Genomic DNA, 24,112 nt, shown 5'->3' with positions numbered 1-24,112 from the left:
GCCTTCCATGATTGGCGGCACTCAACTTTGGCGGACTGGACCGGAACCGGGACTGGCCAAGGGGGCTCCCGCGTCAGGCGGCGCGATCAATAATGACTCCAGTGGAGCTGACGTCGTGGGCCGACAACCTCGCAAGCATTCCCGCGAGGTGACTTGGCAAGCATTGGGCGACCTTACACAGGACAGGGGGAAGGCGGGACGATGGACGGCATGATCAGCGCAACGAAGCTGGGCTTCGGCCTCCTGGAAGCCCACCGGCTCGCACACGAGCTGAATGGCGCCCTCATAGAGGCCGCGGCGCTGTCTGGCTGTATCCGCGTGCTTTCCGCTGATCCCGAAGCACCTCCGGTTCCCGGCGGGGTCTGGACCGCCGTTCTCCGGTTCGACCTGGACGGTCCAGGCGGTGCCTTCGTGATGGTAGCGCCATCCGGGCCAGTCTCTGCCCCAGGAGACACGCTCTGCACTGCTAGAGACTTGGAGGCATGGAACTTGGCGGCACGCAGGGTCGCTGTTGCCGTCAAAGCCGTTACCTCAGCAGGTCTCCCCGTTGCTGTTCACGCCAGCGGTACCGAGGTTGCGCTGGTGGATGACGTGATATCGTCCGCTGCTCCAGGCCAGTTCACCCACTCTGGCCAGGAGAGCCGCCTGAAAGCTCCCCTCGCCTTCCAGCTGACGCTTTAGCGTTGTCTCCCTATCTGCGGCCCTCGAGAGAACTCCGCGATGAACTTTGGATCGTACTCCAGCGGCAGGCCGCAAGGACCCAGCAGCGCCTTGCCGATGGTGGCAACCAAGGCCCGCTGCAGGCGATGATGTCTAGCCTCGTCGCCACCAGCCACCTCGTTGCAGGTGCGGCAGATCAAGGCATGTAGTTCATCGGCTAGGGGTACTTGCCCCTGCTCGAGCTGATCCAGGAGGTTTGACATCATGTCAGTTACACGCATAGTGACGTGAGGGGCAACAGCCACCCAGTTCCGCCTGTCGGCAACCTCCAACTGGCACGTGGCGCGCTACCGGCATGCAGGACCAGCCATTTCGGCGGCGCGGTCCAGAAGCCTTCGCAGTCGCATTCATGAGTTGCGCTGCCCCCTTGAGTTACCGCTTCTAGACCAGCAAGCACGCCACCGCCACGGTTCGGTACTCAGACGCCGTCATACGCCACACTCCAACAGCAAAGACGGTGCGTTGTATGCAACTTCTCCGCGCAAAACTCACTTTTTACTCCGGTCTTGGCGGATATTTCGTCATACGGAGGGTAACCACTGATGGCCTGGTATAAAGACGCAAGTAAATTGTCGCAGAACCACCACGCGAACTTCGACAAGATTTGGAAGCCTGGCGAGACCCCGCCGGACAATGGCATCTACCAGTGTCAAGGCTGCGGCGACGAGATCGCGTCGAATAAGGGCGTCCAGCTCCCGTCGCAGAACCACCGGCAGCACAGTCAAGACCAGGGCGCCATCCGGTGGAAGATGATCGTATGCTGCGTTAACCGCTGAAGCGACGCAGTGTTGGGAAATGGCCCAGTCTTGCTGGCAGGAAGAAACTGATGGCGGCCAGGCGGCGCGGTTGAGCGTCGTCTGGCTTGAACTGCCATCCGGTGCCGCGGCGGTGCACCGCCACCTGCGGCAGCCAAAGCAAACGGCAGCTTCCGGCAAGCACGCGACAGGATTCGATTGCGCCCAGGAGGCGCATGCAAGTACAGTTCCGCCCGCGCTGAAGAAAAATCAGCCACCGTGATGGGGGTGGTTGTTGCAGAGCAGCGTTGTGGGCGGCAGAATTCCTCGAAATCTGCGGCTTGCCCGGTCAAAGTATTGCTAGTTTTCGAGGTAGAATTATCTAGTTTCAACATGTTAGACCGAGGCCAGCGCCAAGTTATGCCTGGACTTTCAGCCGCTCCGCGCCTCGCCAGGTTCCGGCACAACGAGGGGGACAGGGACGTGGAGTTCGGCGTTTTCGACATCTTCCGCATCGGCATCGGGCCTTCCAGTTCGCACACGGTCGGGCCGATGCGGGCGGCGGCGGGCTTCGTCCGCGCGCTCGCCGGGAAGAGCCTGTTGCCCCGGGCGGCGCGGGTCCGGGCGGAGATGTTCGGCTCCCTGGCGCTGACCGGGCGCGGCCATGCGACGGACATCGCCGTGCTGCTCGGCCTCTCCGGCGAATGGCCGGAGAGGCTGGATCCGGATGAGGCCACCCGCATCGTCGCCGTCATCCGCGCGGAGGGCATGGTGCGGCTGGATGGCCGCCACCCCGTCCCGTTCGACGAGCAGCAGGACCTGTTGCTGCACCAGCGGGAGACGCTGCCCGGCCACACCAACGGCATGCGCTTCACCGCTCTCGCGGGGGATGGGACCACGCTGGATGAGCTGGTCTGCTACTCGATCGGCGGCGGCTTCGTCGCCACCGAGGATGAGCTGGCGCGGGAGGCCGGGCCGGCGGTGGCGGTGGCCCTGCCCTATCCCTTCGCCTCGGGCGCCGAGATGCTGGCCATGGCGGCGCGCAGCGGCCTCACCATCGCCGGGATGATGCGCGCCAACGAGCAGGCGCGCGGCCTCGGCACGCAGGCCATCGAGGCCGGGCTGCGCCGCATCGCCGAGGCCATGCGGGACTGCATCGCCCGCGGCATGCGCGGCGAGGGCCACCTGCCCGGCCGCACCCATCTGCGCCGCCGCGCGGCCGGCCTGCACCGCGACCTGCTGGCCCGCCCGCGCGAGGCCGATCCGATGACCGTCACCGACTGGGTCAGCCTCTTCGCCATCGCGGTCAACGAGGAGAACGCGGCGGGCGGCCGCGTCGTCACCGCGCCCACCAACGGCGCCGCCGGCATCGTGCCGGCCGTGCTGCACTACTACGAGCGCTTCGTCCCTGGCGCGACGCCCGAGGGCGTGCTCGACCTGCTGCTGACCGCCGGCGCCATCGGCGTGCTCTACAAGCGCAATGCCTCCATCTCCGGCGCCGAGGTCGGCTGCCAGGGCGAGGTCGGCGTCGCCTGCTCGATGGCGGCGGCGGGACTGGCGGCGGCGATGGGCGGCACGCCCGCGCAGGTGGAGAACGCCGCCGAGATCGGCATGGAGCACAATCTCGGCCTGACCTGTGACCCGGTGGGCGGGCTGGTGCAGATCCCCTGCATCGAGCGCAACGCGGTGGGCGCCAACAAGGCGATCATCGCCGCGCGGCTGGCGCTGCGCGGCGACGGCGCGCACCACGTCTCGCTCGACGACGTCATCCGCACCATGCGGCAGACCGGGCTCGACATGCAGTCGAAGTACAAGGAGACCTCGCTCGGCGGGCTCGCGGTGAACGTGACGGAGTGCTGAGGCGCCGCCGCCTCACACGCCCTCCCCCTCCCCCGCGAGCAGCCCGCGCCCGGCGTGGATGACGGCCTCCAGGTGGTCCATGACGGCGCGCACCCGCGCGGAACGCCGCAGGTCGGCATGGACCAGCAGCCAGATCTCGCGTGCGGCGGTGCCGGCATCGGCGGCGGGCAGCCGCACCAGGGCGGGATCGGCGTCGCCCAGGAAGCGCGGCAGGGCCGCGAGGCCGAGCCCGGCCCGCGCGGCCATGTGCAGCGTGGCGAGGTCGTTGGTCCGCAGGGCCAGCGGGCGGCCCTGCGCCAGGGCGGTCAGCCAGCGCTGCTGCGGGACATGCTCCAGGCTTTCGTCATAGCCCATCCAGTCCCGCTCGGCCGGGGCGCGCCGGGCGAGATAGTCCGCCGCGCCGTAGAGGCCATAGGCCATCTCGCCCAGCCTGCGCACGACCAGCGCACCCTCCTCCGGCCGGACGAGGCGGATGGCAAGGTCGGCCTCGCGCCGGGTGAGGCTGACGGCGCGGCTCGCACCCGCCAGTTCCAGCAGCAGACCGGGATGTCGCGCGCGCAGCGGCGCCAGGCGCGCGGCCAGGAAGTGGCTGGCCAAGACCGGCGGCGCGCTGATCCGCACGCTGCCGGCAAGGTCGCCTGCCCGCCCCTGCGCCAGCCGCTCGATGGCCAGCACGTCCTCCTCCAGCCGCTCGGCCAGGGCCGCAACCTGCTCGCCCTCGGCGGTCAGCGCATAGCCGCGCGGCAGGCGGTCGAAGAGCCGGAGGCCCAGCGCCGCCTCCAGCGCGGCGATGCGGCGGGCGACGGTGGAATGCTCGGCCCGCAGCGCGCGCGCCGCGCCGGAGAGGCTGCCTTCGCGGGCCAGGGCCACGAGATAGCGCAGGTCGTCCCAGTCCATGGTTCTGTGCATTCCTGCCCGGGAACTGGGCGGAGATGGCGAATATCTGGGCGAAGGTCAATGACATAGCGTCTCCCCATCAGCCCCGCACAAGGGTGGGGCACGGAAGGAGAAGGCGAATGACCCTGGTGGTGCAGATACGGGCGACGGGCGGGCCGGAAGTGCTGGTTCCCGCGCAACAGGACCTGCCGCGCCCGGCGGCGGGCGAGGTGCGGCTGCGGCAGGAGGCGGCCGGGCTGAACTACGTGGACGTCTATCATCGCACCGGCCTCTATCTGGTGCCCGGCCTGCCGGCGGTGATCGGCGTGGAGGGGGCGGGCGTGGTGGAGGAACTCGGCGCCGGCGTCGAGGGCCTCGCGGTGGGCGACCGGGCCGCCTATGCGGGGCTGCCGGTCGGCGGCTATGCCGAGGCCCGGCTGATCCCGGCCGCCCGGCTGATCCGGCTGCCGGAGGCCGTCGCCACGCGCAGCGCGGCCGGGGCGATGCTGCGGGGCGTGACGGCGCACATGCTGCTGCATCGCGTCCATGCCCTGCAACCGGGCGAGACCGTCCTGATCCATGCCGCGGCCGGCGGGCTGGGGCTGATCCTGGCGCAATGGGCGAAGCGCCTCGGCGCCACCGTGATCGGCACGGTCGGCAGCGAGGCGAAGGCCGAACTCGCGCGGCGGCATGGCGTGGACCATGCCATCCTCTACGACCGGACCGACTTCGTGGCGGGGGCGCGGGAGATCACCGGCGGCACCGGCGTGGACTACGCCATCGACGGCATCGGCGGCGACACCCTGTTGCGCACGCTGGATTGCGTGCGGCCCTTCGGCACTGTGGCCAGCGTCGGGCAGGCCGGCGGGCCGGTCCCCGCGTTGCGCGTCGCCGAGCTGGGCCCGCGCCGCTCGCTGGCGCTGGCGCGGCCCAGTGTCTTCGCCTATGCGGCCGATCCCGCCGCCTACCGGATGGCAGCGAAAGCCTTCCTGGCGCTGTTGCAGACGGGGCTGCGCGTCGAGATCGGCGCCGGGTTCCCGCTGCGCGACGCCGCTCAGGCCCATCGGGCGCTGGAGGCGCGCCGCACCACCGGCTCCTCCCTGCTGCTGACCTGAGCCGCCCCGCCCTCCGGCGCGGACCCTCAATCCAGCGTCGCGCCGGAGGCCTCGACCAGCCCCTGCCAGACCTTCTCCTGCGCGCGCAGGTAGTCGCCGAAGGCGGCGGGCGTGGCGTCGGAGACAGGGGCGAATCCCAGCGGCTCCATCTTCGCGCGGAAGGCGTCGGACTGCGCCACCTGCCGGATCGCGCGGTGCAGCAGCGCCACGCGGTCCTCCGGCGTGCCGGCGGGGGCCATGATGGCGTACCAGGACTGCGCGTCGATGCCCGAATCCGGCAGCAGCTCGGCCATGCCCGGCACCTCCCGCAGTTCCGGCACATAGGTCACGCGCTGTGCGCTGCCCACGGCCAGCGGGCGGAACCGCCCTTCCCGCACATGCGGCATCAACGCGGGAATGACGTCGAACATCATGTCGATATTGCCGGCCAGCAGGTCCTGGATGGCCGGCGCGCCGCCGCGATAGGGCACATGGGTGATGTCCACCCCTGCCGCGCGCTTCAGTGCCGCCAGCGTCAGATGGCTGACCGAGCCGGTGCCGGAGGAGCCCATGGTGATCCTGCCCGGCTCCTTCTTCGCTGCCGCGATCAGCTCGCCGAAGCTTTTCCACGGCCGCTCGGCATTCACCACCAGCAGCACCGTGCCGGTCGCGACGCGGGTGACGGGCGCAAGGTCCGTCGCCGGATCGAAGGGCATGGATTTGCGGAACAGGAACTTGTTGGCCGCCAGGATGGTCGCGGTGCCCAGCAGCAGCGTGTAGCCGTCCTTCGGCGCCTTGGCGACGGCGTCGCCACCAAGATTGCCGCCGGCGCCGCCGCGATTCTCCACGACCAGGTTCTGGCCGAGGATCGGCGGCAGCATCTCCGCCAGCAGGCGGCCCGTCAGGTCCACCGCGCCGCCGGGGGTGAAGGGCACGACGAGCCGGATCGGATGGTCGGGGAAAGCCTCCTGCGCCCGCAGCGGCACGGGCGCTCCCAGGATGGCGAGGCTGGTGGCGAGGCTGGCGGCGAAGGGCGTGGCCAGGAGGGCGCGGCGTCCGGTCATGGGGTGGAGTTCCTCATCCTGCGGGTGTCGATATGATCCAATCGTTGCAACAACACCTTTTTCATGCAACGGATATTTCATGACTGCCGCCGCCCCCCTCGACCGGCTCCGGTGCGCCCTGCCCGACCTGCCACCACGCTTGCAGGAAGTGGCGCGCTTCGTCGCCCGGCATGACTTCGATGCCGCGACGCGCTCCATGCGCGAACTGGCGGCGGCGGCCGGCGCCCAGCCCGCCAGCTTCACCCGGCTGGCCCAGGCCCTGGGCTATGCGGGATGGGACGCACTGCGCGACGCGCTGATCGAGGCGCATCGCCAGGCCGGGCAGGCCAGCGGCCGGCCCTTTTCCGCCCGCATCCGCCGGAGGCAGCCGGGCCCGCGAAACCCCGCCCTGGCCGCCGCCGACCTGGCCGGCGAGATGCTGGCCGCCGACAATGCCGGGCTCGCGCGGCTCGATGCCGGGCGGATCGGCCGCGCCGCAGAGGCGCTGCACCAGGCCCCGCGTGTCTGGGCGGTGGGCTTCCGCTCCTGCCGCGCGGTGGCGCATCTGCTGCATTATCAGCTCAGCCTGTTCCGCCCCCATGCGGTGCGGCTCGTCGGCGCCGACCGGCCGGAGGACCTCGACCTCGGCGCCTTCCAGCCCGGGGACGCCGTACTTCTGGTGACCTTCGCGCCCTATTCCCGCGCCAGCCTGCAGGCGGCGCAGGCAGCGCGGGCGGCGGGTTGCGTCACCATCGCCCTGGCCGACCGCGCCGACGCGCCGGTGGTGGAGGGTGCCCATCATCTGCTGCCCTTCGAGGCCGCCGCCGCGCCGGGCTTCTTTCCCAGCCTGACCGGCGCCCTGGCCACGGCGCAGGCCCTCGTCGCGGCATCCTTCCTGCTCGGCGGCGAGGCCGCGATGGCGCGGCTGCGCGAGGCGGAGGAGCGGCTGGCCGCCCTTTCCCAGTATCTCCCCAACGAGGATCCCCCGGCATGACCCGCATCCTGCATCGCAGTTCGCGCAGCGCCCCGCCCGTCGCGGTGCATGCGGCGGGAAGCTGGATCGCTGATGCCGAGGGGCGCCGCGTGCTCGATGCCTCGGGCGGCGCGGCGGTTTCCTGCCTCGGGCATGGCCATCCACGCGTGGTGGAGGCGCTCCGCCGGCAGATCGGGCAGCTCGACTACGTGCATTCCGGCTTCTTCTCCAGCGAGCCGGCCGAGGCGCTGGCGGAGATGCTGGTCGGACATGAGCCGGGCGGGCTGGCGGGTGCCTATTTCATCTCCAGCGGCTCGGAGGCCATCGAATCCGCGCTGAAGCTGGCGCGGCAGTATTTCCTGGAAACCGGCCAGGAGACGCGGCAGCACTTCATCGCCCGCCGGCAGAGCTACCATGGCAACACGCTGGGCGCGCTGGCGGCGGGCGGCAATGCGCTGCGCCGCGCGCCCTATGCACCGTTGCTGGCGGACGCCTTCAGCCATGTCTCGCCCGCCTTTGCCTATCGCGGCCAGCAGGCGGGCGAGAGCGAGGAGGCCTTCGCATGCCGCCTGGCCGCCGAGCTGGAGGCGGAGTTCCAGCGCCTGGGTCCGGATACGGTGGCGGCTTTCATCGCCGAGCCGGTGGTCGGCGCCACGCTGGGCTGCGTACCCGCCCCGGCCGGCTATTTCCGTGCCGTGCGTGAGATCTGCGACCGCCACGGCGCCCTGCTGATCCTGGACGAGGTGATGTGCGGCATGGGCCGCACCGGCACGCTGCACGCCTGGGAGCAGGAGGGCATCGCGCCTGACATCCAGGCCGTGGCGAAGGGGCTGGGCGGCGGCTTCCAGCCGATCGGCGCCATCCTGATCAAGGGCCGCATCCTCGATGCCATCCGCGAGGGCTCCGGCAGCTTCAAGCACGGGCACACCTATGTCGCGCATCCCGTCGCCTGCGCTGCGGCCCTGGAGGTGCAGCGGGTGATCCGCGATGAAGGGCTGCTGAACCGCGTGCGGGTTCTGGGGCAGCGGCTGCGCGCAGGGCTGGAGGCACGCCTGGGGCAGCACCCGCATGTCGGCGACATCCGGGGGCGCGGATTGTTCCAGGCCATCGAGCTGGTGGCCGACCGCGAGACCAAGGCCCCCTTCGACCCCGCGCTGCAGGCGAATATCCGCATCCGCGACGCCGCGCTGGCGGCGGGGCTGGCCTGCTATCCCGGCGGTGGCACGGCGGATGGCCGGGCCGGCGACCATATCCTGCTGGCGCCGCCCTACACCGCCTCCGAGGCCGAGATCGAGCTGATCGTCGAGCGCATGGGCGCGGCGGTGGACACCGCCATGGCCATGTTGCGGCAGGAGGCGCGGGCATGACCCGGCTGGCGGTCGCGCGGCTCTGGCACGAAGGCAATTCCTTCAGCCCGGTTCCCACCGGCTTCGAGGATTTCGAGGCTTCCGAATGGGTGGCGGGCGAGGCGGCGCGCGAGGTCTATCGCGGCACCGAGACGGAAGTCGGCGGCGTGCTGGATTTCCTCGATGCCCATCCGGACTGGGAGGCGGTGTTCCTGCGGCAGGCCGCCGCCATGCCCGGCGGCATCCTGAAGCGCGAGGTCTTCGAGCGGTTCTGCGCCGAGGTGCTGGAAGGGCTGGCGAGCGGCGGCTTCGATGCCGTCTACCTCTCGCTGCACGGCGCCATGGTGGTGGAGGACCTGCCGCTCGCCGACCTGGAGCTGATCCGGCGGGTTCGGGCGGCCATCGGGCCCGGCGTGAAGCTGGCCGCCAGCTTCGACCTGCACGCCAACATGCACCCCGACATCGCCCGGCTGCTCGATATCGGTACCGCCTACCGCACCTATCCGCATGTGGACATGCGCCCCACCGGCCGCCGCACGTTGGAGTTGCTGCGCGAGGCGGTGGAGGGGCGCAGCCGGCCCGTCGGCGTCATCGCCAAGCTGGGCGCCATCCTGCCCAGCATCAACATGCGCACCGCCGCCGGCCCGATGGCCGAGATGGAGGCCGCGGCCCGCGCGGCCGAGGCGCTGCCCGGCGTGTTGGATGTCAGCGTCTTCGGCGGCTTCACCTACGGCGACACGCCTTCCGCCGGCGCGAGCGTGATGGCCTTCGCCGATGGTGACGCCTTGGTGGCAGGCCGCGCCGTGGCCTCGCTGATCGGTGACTATGCCGCCCGGCGCGACCGCTTCTTCATCCCCCTGCCCAGCGCCGCGGAGGGGCTGCGTCAGGCGCTGGACGGCGGGCCGCTGCCCGCCGCCATCGTGGACGCCGGCGACAATCCCTATTCCGGTGGCATCGGCGACACGCCGGAACTGATCCGCGCCGTGCTCGCCCGCGCACCGGAGGTGCCCACCGTTGTCGCCTTCTACTGCGATCCTCCCCTCGTGCAGCGGGCGCGGGCAGCCGGCATCGGCGGCGCACTCTCCGGCACGCTGGGCGGACGGCTGACGCGCGACTATGGCGAGCCTGTGCCCTTCTCCGGCACCGTTTCGCTGCTGACGGAGGGCCGCTTCCACAATCGCGGCCCGGTACTGGGCGGCATGGCGGTGGATCTCGGGCCGACGGCGGTGATCACCATCGGCCAGGTGCGGGTGATCGTCACCTCGCGCTGCATCTCGCCGAGCGATCCCGGCTTCTTCGACCTGCACGAGGTGGACGTGACGCAGCCCGGCCTGCTCTGCGTCAAGGCAAAGAACCACTTCCGCGCCGCCTTCGCGCCGCTGTTGCCCCGGATGATTGACGTGGATGCACCCGGCCCGGCGGCACTGGACATCACGACCTTCCGTTTCCGGCACGCGCCGCCAACGCTCTATCCGCTCAGCGGCGTCTGAGGCAGCGGGAGGGGAATTGACTTCCACCAGGCCCCCAGCCTCCGTTTGCCGGCGGGTGGCGGGGCCCGGGGTGACATTGCCATCCCGCCGGGGGCCAGGGGGCGTCGAAGGCCAGGGGGCGGGGCACCCCCTGGCCTTTCCTTCTATCTCTGCAGCGCCTGCACGATCTGCTGCGTCACCTTCTTGGCGTCGCCGAACAGCATCATCGTGTTGTCGCGGAAGAACAGCTCGTTCTCCACCCCGGCATAACCGCTCGACATGCCGCGCTTGACGAAGAACACCGTCTTGGCGCGCTCCACATCAAGGATCGGCATGCCATAGATCGGCGAGGACTTGTCGGTCTTCGCCGCCGGATTCGTCACGTCATTGGCGCCGATGACATAGGCCACATCGGCCTCGCCGAACTCGGGGTTGATCTCCTCCAGCTCATGCACCTCGTCATAGGGCACGTTCGCCTCGGCCAGCAGCACGTTCATGTGCCCGGGCATGCGGCCGGCGACGGGATGGATGGCATAGGAGATCTCGGCGCCTTCCTTCTTCAGCAGCTCGGCCATCTCGCGCAGAACCTGCTGCGCCTGCGCCACCGCCATGCCGTAGCCTGGCACGATGATGATCTTGCCGGCGTTCTTCATGATGTAGGCGGCGTCCTCGGGCGAGCCGGACTTCACCGGCCGCGCCGGGCCGCCACTGCCGCCGGCGGCCCCCGCCGCCACGCCGGCATCGCTGCCGAAGCCGCCGAGCAGCACGTTGACGATGCTGCGGTTCATCCCCTTGCACATGATGTAGGAGAGGATGGCGCCCGAGGCGCCCACCAGCGCGCCCGTCACGATCAGCAGCAGGTTGCCCACGGTGAAGCCGATGCCCGCCGCCGCCCAGCCGGAATAGCTGTTCAGCATCGAGACGACGACCGGCATGTCGGCGCCGCCGATCGGGATGATCAGCAGGAAGCCGAGCGCGAAGGCCAGCAGCGCGATCAGCCAGAACAGCACGCCCGATCCGGTGGCAACGAAGGCAATGACCAGCACCAGCAGCAGGATTCCAAGGCCCAGATTCAGCCAGTGCTGGAAGCGGAACAGGATCGGCGCGCCGGACATCAGCGCCTGCAGCTTGGCGAAGGCGATCAGCGAGCCGGAGAAGGTGATGGCGCCGATCGCCAGGCCGAGCGACATCTCCACCAGGCTGCCGCCATGGATGTGGCCGGGCGTGCCGATGCCGAAGCTCTCCGGGTTGTAGAAGGCGGCCGCCGCGACGAAGACCGCCGCCAGGCCGACCAGCGAATGGAAGGCCGCGACGAGCTGCGGCAGCGCCGTCATCTGGATGCGGTTGGCCACCACGGCGCCGATGCCGCCGCCGATCACCACGCCGGCCAGCACCAGCAGCAGCCCGGAGAACTCGATGCCCGGACGGAAGAGCGTCGCCACGATGGCGATACCCATGCCGACCATGCCGAAGAGGTTGCCGCGCCGGCTGGTCTCAGGATGGGAGAGGCCGCGCAGCGCCAGGATGAACAGGACGGCGGCGACGAGATAGGCGAGGGTCGAGAGCGTATGCGCCACAGGCTCAGCCCTTCTTCCGGAACATGCTGAGCATCCGGCGCGTCACCAGGAAGCCGCCGAAGATGTTCACCGAGGCCAGCGTGACGGCGAGGAAGCCGAAGAACTTGGCGGCCCAGGAGTCACCGAGACCGGTCGCCAGGATGGCGCCCACCACGATGACGGAGGAGATCGCGTTGGTGACACCCATCAGCGGCGAGTGCAGCGCCGGCGTCACGTTCCAGACGACATAGTAGCCCACGAAGCAGGCGAGCAGGAAAATGGTGAGCAGCAGCAGGAAAGGTTCGGCCTGCTGCGCCACCGGCGCCACGGCCTCGGCCATGCGCCGGGCCTCGGCGGCCAGGGCCAGGGCGCGTTCCGCCGTGGCGGTCGCCTGGTTGGCGAGATCGGTCGGGTTCATTCTTGTCTCCTCCCCTCCTCAGGCCGCCGGGGCCTGGGCCAGCATCGGGTGCACCACCGCCCCGCCGCGCGCCAGCGTCACGCCGCGGACGATCTCGTCCTCCTGCGGCAGCTTGGGCGCGCCAGCCTCCTTGTCCCAGAAGGTGGAGAGGAAGGTCAGCAGGTTGCGCGCGTAGAGCGCGCTGGCGGCGGCCGGAATCCGGCCGGGCCAGTTGCGCCAGCCCAGGATCTTGACGCCGCCCCCGGTGGTGATCGCCTCGCCCGGCACGGTCAGCGCGCAGTTGCCACCCGCATCGGCGGCGATGTCCACCACCACGCTGCCTGGCTTCATGCTGCCGACCATCTCGGCGCTGAGCAAGGTCGGCGCCTTGCGGCCCTGAACGAGCGCGGTGCAGATGACCACATCGGCCCGCGCCACGGCGGCGGCGATCACCTCCGCCTGCTTGCGCCGGTACTCCTCGCTCATCTCCCGGGCATAGCCGCCGGCGGTCTGCGCCTGCGCCATCTCCTCGTTCTCGACACCGACGAAGCTGGCGCCGAGCGACTTGATCTCCTCCTTGGCGGCCGGGCGCACATCGGTGGCGGACACCCGCCCGCCAAGCCGCCGCGCCGTGGCGATGGCCTGCAGTCCGGCGACGCCGGCGCCCATGACGAAGACATTCGCCGCCGGGATGGTGCCGGCGGCCGTCATCAGCATGGGGAAGCCCTTGTCGAAGGCGGCCGCCGCCTCGATCACAGCGCGATAGCCGGCGAGATTGGCCTGGGAGGAGAGCACGTCCATGCTCTGCGCGCGGGTGATGCGCGGCAGCAGCTCCATGCTGCAGGCCTCCAGCCCCGCCTCGGCATAGGCCTGGGCGCGGGAGGGGTTGCCCACCGCCTCCAGCGTGCCGATCAGCAGGGCGCCGCGCGGGATGAGCCCGAGCTCGTCCACCGGCCCCTCGCCGCGCGCCAGCGGTGCCCGCACCTTCAGCACGATCTTGGCGGCTGCCAGCGCCCCGGCGGCATCCGAGGCGACCTCCGCCCCCGCTTCGCGATAGGCGGCGTCCGGGAAGCCGGCGGTGAGACCCGCCCCACTCTCGACCACCACGCTGAGACCGAGCGCCGCGAGTTTCTTCGCCGTCTCCGGCGTGGCGGCGACCCGGGTTTCTCCCGCCCGCCTTTCCTTGAGCACCGCAAGGCGCATCCGGTTTCCCCCTCATTTCCAAAGAAAATCGTTCCGGAGGATGCCGGGGGCGCCGTGGTGTCGCAAGCCATCAATGGGCGGGCGCGGCTCCGGCGGGCTAGGGCGCCCGCCGCGCGTCACTGGCCGTATCGCAGTACCACCAGCCCGGGCTCGCAATGCACCGTGCGCAGGCTGGCGCCGCCCGCGCTGTCGCCCTGCTGGGCACCGAGCCAGGCGCCGTAGAGCCCCTCCAGAACTGCCGTGACCCAGCGGCCCGCCTCGTCGCCGGGAGCGCCGATCGCGGGGGCGGCGCGGTGGGTCAGCCGCAGGCTATGGTCGGCTTCATCCAGAGCCACACCGACATAGCCCCAGGCGATCGCAGCCAGCGCATCATTCATGCGCACCTCCAGCTCGGCCAGCGTCGAGGCTGCGCGGAGCGGCATCCCGGCCGCCATCTGCCCGCCAACGGAGCGCAGCAGCCCACCGCGGGTGGCCTCGTCCAGATGGGCGCCCAGCGTCTCCAGCAGGGCCCGCATGAAGCCGCGCCACTGCACGCTGACATCCCGGCGCGCCAGATAGGAAAGCGCCGCCTGGTCTGTCTCAGTCATACGTTCTGTGCTCCTGCCATGTCCGTGCCTGGCGCGCGCAAATCCGGGGCGCCGGGCTTCATTGATCGAGCCGGTAGCGCGCGTAGAGCAGACCTCGCGCCTCGCTCCAATCGGCCGATTTGTCGTAGTGCAGCGCGGCGCCAAGCCGCAGCGCCGGGGTGAGCGCGTATTCGAGATCCCCTCGCAGGCCACCGATGAAGCCGGTCTGCGACTGGCCGGGATAGAAGGCCTGGATGGTCGAATCGGCGGCGGCCTGGGCTTCGAGCTGCGCCTGGCGCGCCGCGTCGGTCGGGAAGTATGGCGCCCGGTCCTCCCGCCAGGAGGCGATGCCGACGCTGGCGCCGACGCGGTAGGCCAGGTTGCCCGAGCGCGCCCGGTAATCCACCGGCACCGTGGCCGAGACATAGGATTGCGGGCTGTAGTAGCCGCCGTGGCCAAGGGTGAAGAGGCGCAGGTTCTTGTCATAGGACTGGTAGAACAGGTCCAGCCCGGCGACGAGTTCATCGCTCTCGTTCCGGAAAACCGCATGGCTGAGGCCGAGGCCGGCCTCGATCCGCGTGTTGTCGGCCACGCCGTCGCCCTCCAGCGTGGAGTAGCCGCCGCCGGCGTAGAAGTTGGTGTCGCCCACCCCGTACTCGAGCTGGCCGCGCGCCGTGTTGCGCACCACACCACCCCAGATCTGCCCGGTGGCCGGGTCGCGCTGGCCGGCCCAGGAGAGCAACGTATCGGTCATCGCCCGCCGCTCGCCGGTCACCCGCAGCCGCAGGTTGTCGCTGAGCGCCGGCGCCACCTCGATGCCGCCCACCAGGTTCTGCTTGCGGAAGCCGAGCGGCGTGGTGCCGACATCCAGCGAGAAACTGTCCCTGTTGTAGCCGAGGCCGAAGGACATGCCGGCGGCCGAGCTGTCGCGCGGCGTCAGCGCCTGCGCCTGGCCGGAGGTGATGCTTGTCTGCGGCCCCGGCAGATAGAGCGCGTTGCTGCCGAAGCGGCGCAGCGTGGCCGCGGTCTGCTCCATCGCGCCGGAGTCGATGCTGACCGCCTGGGCGCGCAGCGCGATGCGCCCGCCGATGCCCGGCATGCTGGTGGAAACCTCGGCACTGCCGCCGACCTCGACGAGCTGGTCCAGCCCGCCCTCGCCCGAGCGGCTGCGGAAGCTGAAGCCGGGCGTGGCATAGGAAGCCGACTGATCCTGCACGGCGGCGTATTCGCGGCTGATCTCGGCCAGCAACGGATCGGCCGGGGTACTGGAGGCATAGGCGCTTGTCGCCAGCCCCTGGCCGGCCAGCGCGACGCGGCGGAAAGGATTTTCCGCAGCCGTAGGTGCAGCCGAGGTGCCTGGCGCAGCCGGGAAGCTGCCCAGGCCGCGTTCAACGCCGAGCTGGCTGCGCCGCTGCTCGGCGGCAAGCTGCAGGGCTGCCCGGGCGCGGCGCGTGTCGCCGCCGGCACGCGCCAACCGGGCCTCCAGCAGCGTCATGCGCGGGTCGTTGGGCGCCAGCGAGCGGCCTTCCGCCAGCAGCGCCTCGGCGCGGGCCCGCTGGCCCAGCGCAATGGCAGCCTCGATGGCGCCGGAGCGTGCCTCGGCATTGCGCGGGTCCCGGCTGAGCACCGCCTCGGCGATGCGCTGCGCCTCGCGCGGCTCCCGTGCCCCCTGATAGAGCCGCGCCAGCGCCATGTTCGCGCCGGGGTCCTGCGGGTTCTGCATCAGCACCGGTGCGAGCTGGTCATAGGCCGCCGCCTGGTTGCCCTGCTCGTTCAGCCGATCGCTGGCGCGGATCGCAAAGCCGCTGTGCAGGCCGGCGAGCTGGCGCCGCTCATCGGCGGTCAGCCGGCTGTCCTGCGCGAGCTGGCTGGCCAGTTGCGCGGCCTCCTGTTCGAGTCCGGCCTCCATCAGCGCACCGGCGATGGCGATGCGGCCGGAAGGCGGCGCCCCGCGATTGACCGCCAGCGCCACCCGCGCGGCCTCCGCCGCGCCGGCCCGGTCACCGATGCCGGACAGCGCCTCGACCACCAGCGATGCCGTCTCGCCACTGGGATCCGGGTGCGCGGCCAGCGACAGCAGGCGGCGCCGTGCCTCGTCCGGCCTGCCGTAGCGCGCCGGCTCGGTGGCGGCGGCAACCTGCTGCTGCACCCGCGCGCGGCGCAGCAGACGGCTCTGATCGGCGCTGCGCAGCCGCTCGGGGATGCGCTCGACGAACCGCGCCGCGTCCAGCGTGCGCCCCTCCTCGTCGGCAAAGAGGGCGGCGGCGTGCAGCGCCTCGGCATTGCCGCTGGCGGCCAGCTGCTCGACCAGCGCCCGCCCTTCCGCCGCCTGCCCCGCCTTGGCGAGGGCGCGGGCGAGATCCAGCCGGACCCAGGGATTGTCGGCATCCGCGGCAAGCGCCGCGCGCAGCAGCGCCAGCGCCGCCTCGGGATCGCCGGCGCGGTTGGCCTCGGCGCGCAGGGCCTCCGCCCGCTGCGCCGCGGCGGTGGCGGCGAAGGCCGTGCCGCGCTGCTGCGCCAGCTGCTCGGCCTCGGCGAAACGCCCCTGCCGCTGCAATGCGTCATAGAGGCCGGCGAGCGCGCCGGCGAGATTGGGCCGCCGGCTCAGGGCGGCGCGGTAGTGCTGCTCCGCTCCCGTGGGGTCGTCGCGGCGCAGCGCGATGTCGCCGAGCAGCACCTCGGCATCGGCACGATCGCCTCCGTCACGGCGAACGGTGCGCTGCAGCAGCGCCTCGGCCGCATCGGTCTGCCCACGATTGAGCAGCGCCCGCGCCTGGTTCAGCTCGCCCGTGAAGTTCGCCCCTTCCAGGGCCTTGCCCCATTTGCGGCGCCCCTCTCGCGGGTCCAGCGCGATGGCCTCGGTCAGCAGGCGGCGCGCCTCGGCGTTGCGGCCCTGCCGCAGCCGGACGATGCCGAGGCCTCCCTTGGCGTCGGCGTCCTTGGCCTCCTTCTCCAGAACCGTTTCGAAGGCCTGCGCCGCCTCGCTGAGCCGGCCCGCATCCAGTGCCGCGAAGCCGCGGATGCGGGCAGCGCCGACCTCGTCCGGCGGACCGGTCGGCGGATTGCGGGCCTCTTCCAGCCGCTTCTGGAGGGCGGGATCGTTCGGATGGGTACGCAGGAACTCTTCGATGCCCGGAATGGCGTCCGGGTCCGGACCCTGCCAGAGCAGCGCCTGGCGCCAGGCGGCCGTGGCGGCACTCGCAATGGAGGGCTGCTGCGTCAGGTCGCGCAGCCGCCGGATGCCCTCGGCCCGGGAGCCCTCGCGATAGGTCAGGATCTGCGCATAGGACAGCGCCAAGCGCGGGTCCTTCGGGTTGCGCTCGACCAGCCGCTCCATCGCGTCCCGCGCCTCGCCATAGCCGTCCTGGGTGCCGGCGAGGGTCTGGTAGTACTCGATGGCGTAAGGGTCGGGCGGGACCCCGCCCCCGAAGAGCTGGCGGTAGCGCTCGACGGCGGCGGCAGCCTGGCCGCTCTGCGCCAGGCGCCGCGCCTCCGCGATGGCGCCCGGATCGACGGTCGCCCCGCGCACCGTGCGCGCCGCCTCGGTGTTGCGCGGATCGGCCGGAGCAGCCTTCCGCAGCCGCGCGAGATAGCCGTTGGCCTCGCTCGGGTTGCCGGCCTCGGCGGCGGCGGCAGCGGCGGCGGCCAGCGCGTCCACATTGTTCGGCTCGACCGTCAGGACGCGTTCGAGCGTCTGCAGCGCGCGGTCCGGACGGTTCTGGTTGCGCCAGTAATTCGCCTGCTCCAGCAGGACGGAGATGGCATTCTCCTGCGCGCTCGCCGATGCCGGCCCGAGCAGCGGCAGGGCCGCCGCCACCGAGAAGACACCGGCCAGCAGCCGGGCGCGGAGAGCAGTCATTGCGTCCTGGTCCTCAGACGGAGGGCGGCACGGCGGCGGAGCGCCCAGTAGGTCGGCACCGCGATGCAGATCGCCGCCAGCGCCGCCAGCAGCAGCAGCAGGTCCGGCCGCTTGCCCAGCCAGTACTGCGGCCAGAGGTGCAGCGGCAGGTTGCCGGCCGTGTAGTTCGGGTTGATCTTGAAGGCCGAGAGGCGCCCGCCTGAGACCAGCACCAGATCGCCTTGCACCTGCGACAGCTGCTTGGATTCGCTCAGCGCATTGACCATGGCCTCCATGCCCTGCGGATTGGTGCCGGTCAGCGCGACGACCGAGCGGTGATCCTTGAGCGGGCTCTCGAAGCCGATCAGCATGCCGGTTCCTTCACCGGGCGCGGCAAGCACGGCTTCAAGCTGCTGCCGCTGCAAACGCCGGTCATCGCCGAGGAACAGGTTGCGGAAGTTCTCCAGCGCATCCGGCAGCGCCACGGAGACGCGGTTCCCCTCCATCCGCAGCGGCCCGTCAGGCCCCAGCAGCGTGGCGAGCGCCGGCTGGCGGCCGATGGCGCCCACCACCAGCAGGTCGCGGTCAGCCATCTGCTCCAGCGCGTTCGGCCGCACCACCTGGATGCCGGTGGCCGGCGAGCCGACGATGGCGGCCATCTTGCCGAGCAGCGTCAGGAAGCTCGACAGCTCCAGCGTATTGGCCCGCTCCGGCAGCACGGCGGCCGTGCTGGAGAAATCCGCCATCCTGGTGAAGGGGAAGCCCGCGCCGGCGAAATAGGCGAGGTTCGGCAGCTCGGTGAAGCGGTAGGCGCGGGAGAGGTCGATCGTGCTGTCCGGGTCCACCGAGGCGCGCACGTCGCCCGGGATCGCCGTGCAGTCGCCACGGTTCAGTGGCCGCATGTCGAAGCGGAGCTGCAGTTCGTTCTGGCCGAATACGAGATAGGGCGGCAGGCCTACCTGCCCCTCCGCGCGATCCGGCACGGTGCCGAGGCCGGTCTGCCGCGCCACCCAGCTCCACGGCCAGCTCGGCTCGCTCTCCCGCAACGGGAAGGACTTCAGGTAGTGGTTGTTCAGGGTGGTATCGAGGCGGGAGACGGCCACGTCCACCACCGGGCCGGGTGGCGCGCGGAACTTCACGTCCACCGGCAGGGGCCGGTCGCGCCAGGTGTAGAGGTCGGGCGCGGTGCGGAAGGGGATGGAGATCGCGCCCGGGGCGAAGCCGAAGCTCTGCAGCTCGGAGGGGTCCACCAACTCGCCGAAGCGCACCGGCCGGTCGGCGCGGATCCAGCGCGGCGCGTCATAGGGGTTGCGGGCCGGCATCTCCGGCTGCTGCACCAGCACGATCTCGCCGGAGAGCGCCTGCTTGCCAACCGCCAGCGCCTGCGCGGCGACCGCCACCTCGGCGCCGGTCCGTCCACCGACCACCAGCAGCAGCGCCTCCGGATCAGCGGGGTTCGGCACCACCGCGAGAGTCGGCCCTTCCATCCGCGGCAAAGCGAGGCCGGGGATGGTCTCGCTGCCGGCCACCAGCACCATGGCGTTGCCGCGCGGCGGCACGCCGGTGCTGACCGGAAAGGCGGCGCCGCGATAGTCGGCCTGCACGGCGAACCAGGAGGAGGCGATCGCGGCGGCACGCACCAGATCCGTCCCCGCCCCGTCCGGCAGCACCACCGGCAGGGTGAGCCGCTGATTGCGCAGGCGGCGGTCGAAGAACGGCTCCGGCAGGCGCGCGAGGTCGCGGGCCAGCGGCAGTTTCTCGACGGTCAGCTGCAGCGTGGAGAGGTCGGAGATGGTGGACCAGAGCAGACCGGAGAGCGGGTCGTTGCACTCCACCGCATAACGGCCTGTGAAACGGAAGTTGAGCCGGTTGCTCTCGGTGAAGAAGACGGGATTCACCGGGAACTCGATGGGACCGAAGCTCGGCCGCGTGCGGTCCGGGGTGATGGTGCCGACGAACTGCTCGTTCAGCGTAATGGCGATCTGGCTCAGTTCCGGGATCAGCGCGGGGCTGGTGGCGCCCTGCAGCACCAGCCGCGCGCCGGTCACCACCTCATCCGAACGGATGCCGAACAGGACGCCCTGAAGGTCCGAGACGCCATGCAGCTGCATCGGCCCGCCGAGGCCGAGCTGCCGCAGGGTGCGGGTCTCGACATGCGCGGTGCCCGCGGGCGCGGCGGCGTCGCTGAGCAGGGCGGGACCGGCGGGCGGCATGGCCGCCGCCGCGCCGCCGGGAAGCGGCACCAGAGGCGTCAGGCCCGGCAACTCCGGCGCTGCGTTCGGCTGCGGCGCCCGGTTCGGCACTGCCGCCGCACCAGCATCGGGCCCCAGCGGCCTTGGATAGGACGGCGGTGGCGGGGGCGCCTGCGGGCGCTGCGCCAGAGCCGTGCCCGCCAGGGCGAGGCTGGCACCGGCCAGCAGAAGCACGGCGGCGGCCTGCCGCACCTTGCCTTTCCTGCCACCCTCCCGGATTTCCGAGGTGGCCACGGCCGGAGCCGGCACCTGATGAGCAGCCTTCTGCGGTGCCGGCGCCTTCGAGCGTGCCGCAGCGGCCTGCTGCCGCGCCCGGCGCTCCGCGCGCCGACGCAGCGAGAACTGGCTGTCGCCGCGGAACAGGCCACTGATGCTGACGACCACTTCGAGCAGCGCGCGCAGCGGCCGGTCGGGACGCGTGTTGTCCCAGTCGAGCCAGGCATCGGCGCGGCCGAGCACCACGCGGACGATATTGCCCTCGTCGAGCACGCCCTGTGGCGTGAAGCGCACATGCATACGCTGATTCTGGCTGCGCAACACCTCGGCCGGCAGCACCACCGTCTCATCGCCGATCTGGAAGGCGAGGCTCGCCGGGCTCTCCGCCGGCAGGTCCACCGTCTCGGCCAGCATCAGGGCGACGCCGCCGAGGGAGACGTCGATGCTGTCGCCCTGGACATGCCGCCCATCCGGCAGCATGACCACCACCGGCAACCGCGCGCTGACGCGATGACGCTCGCGCACCTGGCGCCGCTCGCGGCCAACCGCGAGGCCGGCCATCACCGTCATGAGCGACAGGACCACCCAGATGGCGTTCAGCGCATTGGCCTGGAACTCCAGGCTGGAGAGCGGGTTGGCCGCCATGCCGTAGATGCCGGAGAGCAGGCCGAGCACGAGGAAGACCGCCAGCACGAAATTCGGCCCCACGGCGCGCATGTCGAAATAGCCTTCGTCGAGCGTGCCGCCCTTGTCCGTCACGTTGAACTTGCCCTTCTTGGGATCGAACAGCGTGGTCAGCACGACGGGCAGCAGATAGAGCGCCAGCACGGTCTCGTAGATTTCCGACCAGAAGCTGTGGCGGACACTGCCCTGCAGCCGGCTGTTGGTCGCCACGGAATGGATGATGTGCGGCCCGGCGAAGGCGAGAATGGCCAGCGGCGAGGCGGCGATGAGGTTCTGTCCGAACAGCAGGAAGGCCAGCGGCGCCGTCAGGAAGACGAAGCGCGGCAGCGGGAACAGGAAGTGCCACTGCGCGTTGAGGTAGCAGAGCCGCTGGTACAGCTTCAGCCCCGGCCCGCGCAGCGGATTGTCCACCCGGAAGATCTGGATCATGCCGCGGGCCCAGCGCATGCGCTGGCCGATGTGCGCGATCAGCCGGTCCGTCGCCAGGCCTGCGGCGAGCGGCACGCGCAGATAGGCGGTGCGCCAGCCGAGCCGCTGCATCTTCAGCGAGCAGTGGCAGTCCTCGGTGACGGTCTCCGTCGGCACGCCGCCCACCTGCTCCAGCGCGGTCCGCCGAAGCACGGCGCAGGAGCCACAGAAGAAGGAGGCATTCCAGAGGTCGTTGCCCTGCTGCACCAGCCCGTAGAACAGCAGGCCCTCGTTCGGCACGCGCTTGCCGGAAGCCAGGTTCCGCTCGAAGGGATCGGGGGAATAGAAGTGATGCGGCGTCTGCAGCATGCCGATGCCGCGGTCGCGGAGCATCCAGCCAAGGGTGAACTGCAGGAAACCGCGCGTCGCAACGTGGTCGCAGTCGAAGATGACGATGTATTCGCCATTCGTCTTGCTCACCGCGTGGTTGATGTTGCCGGCCTTGGCGCCCTTGTTGTCCGGCCGGATCATGTAGCCGCAGCCGATTTCCTCGGCGAACTTGCGGAACTCCTCCCGCCGCCCGTCATCGAGGATGTAGACGTTCATCTTGTCGCGCGGCCAGTCCATCGACAGCGCGCCGAAGACCGAGGGCTTCACCACTTCCAGCGGCTCGTTATAGGTCGGGATGAACACGTCCACGACCGGCCACTGCTCCGCGTCCTCCGGCAGCGGCACGGGCTTGCGCTCCAGCGGCCAGAGCTGCTGGAAATAGGACAGCAGCAGGGCGATGACGGCGTAAAGCTCGGCCAGCAGCAAGCCGGTGCCGAAGAAGGTGCTGAAGAAGCCGGAATAGTCGAGTGTCTCGGTGATGCGCCAGTAGATGTAGCGCAGCGACACCAGCGACGAGAGCCCGACCAGGAAGAACAGGGCACCCCGCCCCGGAATTCGCGCGGCGATCAGGAAGATCAGGAAGCTGCCGAGCGCCAGCCAGGCCTGCTGCATGGCCTCGAGGGGCGCCACGATGAAGATCGTTCCCAGCAGCATGCCGGCCGCGGCAAGCAGCACGTTCAGCGCAGGCCAGCGCCGCGCGGCTCGGGGCAGAAGGCCCATCATTGTCACCACCTTGTCCGGGGGCCGGCGGGCGCGCTGCCCTCGCCGGCCTCTTGCGCCACCGGCAACAGCGTCTCGATGACGTGCGCCACCTGGGCAATGTCGGCCGCCGCGGCACTGCCGGGCGCCATGTCATGGACCAGCCGCATGTGCGCCTGTGCCTCACCCACCGCCTCGTCGCGGCTCACCGCACCGAGCAGGCGGGCGCCGAGGTGGCGCGCCAGCGCCTCCGCCGCCGTGCGCGACAGGCGGGATCGCAGATCGACGCCGTTCAGCACGAACTGCAGGCGCCCGGCGATCAGGGCAGCCATCGTGCCGCTGCCAAGGAAGCGGCCACTCTCCACTTCGCCGAGCACCGCGGCGCTGATTGCTTCGCTTTGCAACACCGTGACGATCACCGAAGCGAGCGGCGCCACCACCGCCAGTGGCTGGGACGGACCGGGCGGCAGGTCGGCCAGCACCAGCAGGCGCGGATCGGACAGCATCTCCCGCAGGGGCCCGCCCAGCAGCGCGGGGTCGCGCTCCAGGGCTACCGCCTGCTCCAGCGCCGCCCGCAGGTCGGTGGCGCCATGCGGCAGGAGCATCACGCCCGCGGGCGTAGGCCGCACCAGGCGGCGCCAATCCGGCTGCCGGACGAGGTCCGCCGTAAAGCCGGCCGTATCATGCAGCGGCAGGCCGAAATGCAGCCGCAATGCGTTCTGCGGGTCCAGATCCAGTGCCAGGACGATGCGGCCGGCGCGCCGCAGCGCATGGGCCACGTTCGCGACGAGCGTTGTCTTGCCCACTCCACCTTTGGGGGACGCGAAGGCGATCAGTGGCATGGAACCCTCAGCTCAGCCCCGTCAGGCGGAGAGTCCGCAACACCTCCGGCACGGCCTTCTCCGGAGGCTTGGCCGGGGCCGGCGGAGCGGGTGGTCGTCCGAGGCCGCGCAGGATCTCCCCCACACCGGCGGGTGGAGCTACGGCGGCCGGAGGCGCGCTGGCGGCAGGCATTGCCGCGGGAGGCGGCAGTGCGGAGAGCGTGGCTAACAGCGGAGGCAGCGGTGCAGGCATGGAAGCGGCGACGGAGGACGCCTGGCCCGAGCCCAGCATGCCCAGCAGCGGCGGCGGTGCCGGCGCGACCGCGGAGGGCAGGTTCTGGCTCGACGCAGCCGGTTGAGGCTGCACTTCCGCCGCCTGCAGCGCCGCGAGCAGCGAGGCGGCGCCCCCGAGCGGCGCGGGCACCATGGCGGGACGAACCGCCGCAGCGGTGGGGGCGGGCGAGACGGGGGGCAGCGGCCGGGCCGCCGGCAAGGGTGTGGAACGCGCCGGCGGCAGGGCCACAGGCTCCTTCAACAGGGCAGCCAGGCCATTCAGTGGTGCGGCCGGAAGCGGCGACGGCCCGGAAGGCCCGTCCTCCGCCGCTTCCGGCCGCCCCGCCGATGAAGGGGCAAGCGGATTCGGCAGCGCGTCGCCACCAGATGCGGCAAGGGGAGAATTTTCCATCTGAAGTTGCTTTTTTAGGAGGTTTTCAACCTCTGCCGCGAGTGCTAGCGTCGCATTGTTACCGGCGGGAGGCTGCTCGCTGTCCGGATCGGTAGCGGGCGGCAAGACCAGGAGAGAATCGGCTTGGCTGGCGCCGGAAGCGCTGCGCACGGGCTGATTCCCGAAGGAGCGGTACCGGAGGCCCGGCGTCCGCAACACCGCGACAACGCGGGCTATGTCCGTGTCCTGGCTCATTTTGAGCACTCTCTCGCTACTTCCTCACGGGAAAATGCACTTTCGCGC

Annotated in this window: 17 protein-coding genes; 7 read left to right on the top strand and 10 right to left on the bottom strand. The window is 70.9% G+C overall.

Going from position 1 to position 24,112, the window contains the following annotated elements:
• Positions 1 to 201: 201 nt before the first annotated feature.
• The 3 genes from QMO56_RS11275 (at position 202) to QMO56_RS11265 (ending at position 3,314) form a co-directional block, all read left to right on the top strand.
• A complete protein-coding gene (locus tag QMO56_RS11275; protein ID WP_283525769.1) occupies positions 202 to 681 on the top strand; it encodes a hypothetical protein in 480 nt (159 codons plus the stop codon).
• A gap of 581 nt (positions 682 to 1,262) precedes the next feature.
• The gene (locus QMO56_RS11270; protein ID WP_283525767.1) at positions 1,263 to 1,496 is read left to right on the top strand and encodes a hypothetical protein; all 234 of its coding nucleotides are present in this window, start codon (positions 1,263 to 1,265) and stop codon (positions 1,494 to 1,496) included.
• 441 nt (positions 1,497 to 1,937) lie between these two features.
• On the top strand, positions 1,938 to 3,314 hold the full coding sequence (locus tag QMO56_RS11265) for an L-serine ammonia-lyase (protein ID WP_283525766.1): 1,377 nt from the start codon (positions 1,938 to 1,940) through the stop codon (positions 3,312 to 3,314).
• Positions 3,315 to 3,326: 12 nt separating this feature from the next.
• On the opposite strand, the gene QMO56_RS11260 is transcribed toward QMO56_RS11265, so the two are convergent.
• Complete coding sequence (locus QMO56_RS11260) at positions 3,327 to 4,211, bottom strand: LysR family transcriptional regulator (protein ID WP_283525764.1); 885 nt, start codon at positions 4,209 to 4,211, stop codon at positions 3,327 to 3,329.
• A 119-nt stretch (positions 4,212 to 4,330) separates the two neighbouring features.
• Between QMO56_RS11260 and QMO56_RS11255 the strand changes: the two genes are divergently transcribed.
• Entirely contained in the window at positions 4,331 to 5,305 is a 975-nt protein-coding gene (locus QMO56_RS11255; RefSeq protein WP_283525762.1) for a quinone oxidoreductase, read from the top strand.
• Positions 5,306 to 5,331: 26 nt separating this feature from the next.
• Here QMO56_RS11255 and QMO56_RS11250 read toward each other — a convergent pair whose 3' ends face one another.
• A complete protein-coding gene (locus QMO56_RS11250) occupies positions 5,332 to 6,348 on the bottom strand; it encodes a tripartite tricarboxylate transporter substrate binding protein (RefSeq protein ID WP_283525761.1) in 1,017 nt (338 codons plus the stop codon).
• Positions 6,349 to 6,427: 79 nt separating this feature from the next.
• Between QMO56_RS11250 and QMO56_RS11245 the strand changes: the two genes are divergently transcribed.
• The 3 genes from QMO56_RS11245 to QMO56_RS11235 are packed head-to-tail and all read left to right on the top strand — an operon-like array spanning position 6,428 to position 10,136.
• On the top strand, positions 6,428 to 7,321 hold the full coding sequence (locus tag QMO56_RS11245; RefSeq protein WP_283525759.1) for a MurR/RpiR family transcriptional regulator: 894 nt from the start codon (positions 6,428 to 6,430) through the stop codon (positions 7,319 to 7,321).
• A complete protein-coding gene (locus QMO56_RS11240; protein ID WP_283525758.1) occupies positions 7,318 to 8,667 on the top strand; it encodes an aspartate aminotransferase family protein in 1,350 nt (449 codons plus the stop codon). Before QMO56_RS11245 ends, QMO56_RS11240 begins: the two co-directional genes overlap by 4 nt.
• Positions 8,664 to 10,136: a M81 family metallopeptidase gene (locus QMO56_RS11235; RefSeq protein WP_283525756.1), complete on the top strand. Its 1,473-nt coding sequence runs from the start codon at positions 8,664 to 8,666 to the stop codon at positions 10,134 to 10,136. The genes QMO56_RS11240 and QMO56_RS11235 overlap by 4 nt, the downstream gene beginning before the upstream one ends.
• Before the next feature lie 143 nt (positions 10,137 to 10,279).
• Here QMO56_RS11235 and QMO56_RS11230 read toward each other — a convergent pair whose 3' ends face one another.
• The 8 genes from QMO56_RS11230 to QMO56_RS11195 all read right to left on the bottom strand — a co-directional run bounded on the left by QMO56_RS11230 (position 10,280) and on the right by QMO56_RS11195 (position 24,064).
• Positions 10,280 to 11,692: an NAD(P)(+) transhydrogenase (Re/Si-specific) subunit beta gene (locus QMO56_RS11230; RefSeq protein ID WP_283525755.1), complete on the bottom strand. Its 1,413-nt coding sequence runs from the start codon at positions 11,690 to 11,692 to the stop codon at positions 10,280 to 10,282.
• A 4-nt stretch (positions 11,693 to 11,696) separates the two neighbouring features.
• Positions 11,697 to 12,089, bottom strand: coding sequence for an NAD(P) transhydrogenase subunit alpha (locus QMO56_RS11225; protein ID WP_283525753.1), 393 nt, complete (start codon positions 12,087 to 12,089; stop codon positions 11,697 to 11,699).
• 18 nt (positions 12,090 to 12,107) lie between these two features.
• A complete protein-coding gene (locus QMO56_RS11220; protein ID WP_283525751.1) occupies positions 12,108 to 13,271 on the bottom strand; it encodes a Re/Si-specific NAD(P)(+) transhydrogenase subunit alpha in 1,164 nt (387 codons plus the stop codon).
• 116 nt (positions 13,272 to 13,387) lie between these two features.
• Entirely contained in the window at positions 13,388 to 13,858 is a 471-nt protein-coding gene (gene bcsD, locus QMO56_RS11215; RefSeq protein ID WP_283525750.1) for a cellulose biosynthesis protein BcsD, read from the bottom strand.
• A gap of 58 nt (positions 13,859 to 13,916) precedes the next feature.
• Complete coding sequence (locus QMO56_RS11210; protein WP_283525748.1) at positions 13,917 to 17,696, bottom strand: cellulose biosynthesis protein BcsC; 3,780 nt, start codon at positions 17,694 to 17,696, stop codon at positions 13,917 to 13,919.
• A complete protein-coding gene (bcsA, locus tag QMO56_RS11205; protein WP_283525746.1) occupies positions 17,693 to 22,348 on the bottom strand; it encodes a UDP-forming cellulose synthase catalytic subunit in 4,656 nt (1,551 codons plus the stop codon). Before bcsA ends, QMO56_RS11210 begins: the two co-directional genes overlap by 4 nt.
• 2 nt (positions 22,349 to 22,350) lie before the next feature.
• Positions 22,351 to 23,166, bottom strand: coding sequence for a cellulose synthase operon protein YhjQ/BcsQ (locus QMO56_RS11200; RefSeq protein WP_283525744.1), 816 nt, complete (start codon positions 23,164 to 23,166; stop codon positions 22,351 to 22,353).
• 7 nt (positions 23,167 to 23,173) lie between these two features.
• A complete protein-coding gene (locus QMO56_RS11195) occupies positions 23,174 to 24,064 on the bottom strand; it encodes a hypothetical protein (protein ID WP_283525742.1) in 891 nt (296 codons plus the stop codon).
• Positions 24,065 to 24,112: the final 48 nt, after the last annotated feature.

This window comes from Roseomonas sp. E05 (assembly GCF_030063475.1).
GTDB lineage: Bacteria > Pseudomonadota > Alphaproteobacteria > Acetobacterales > Acetobacteraceae > Pseudoroseomonas.
Note: the sequence above shows the minus strand (reverse complement) of the source record. Positions and strands in the feature narration are given on the sequence as shown.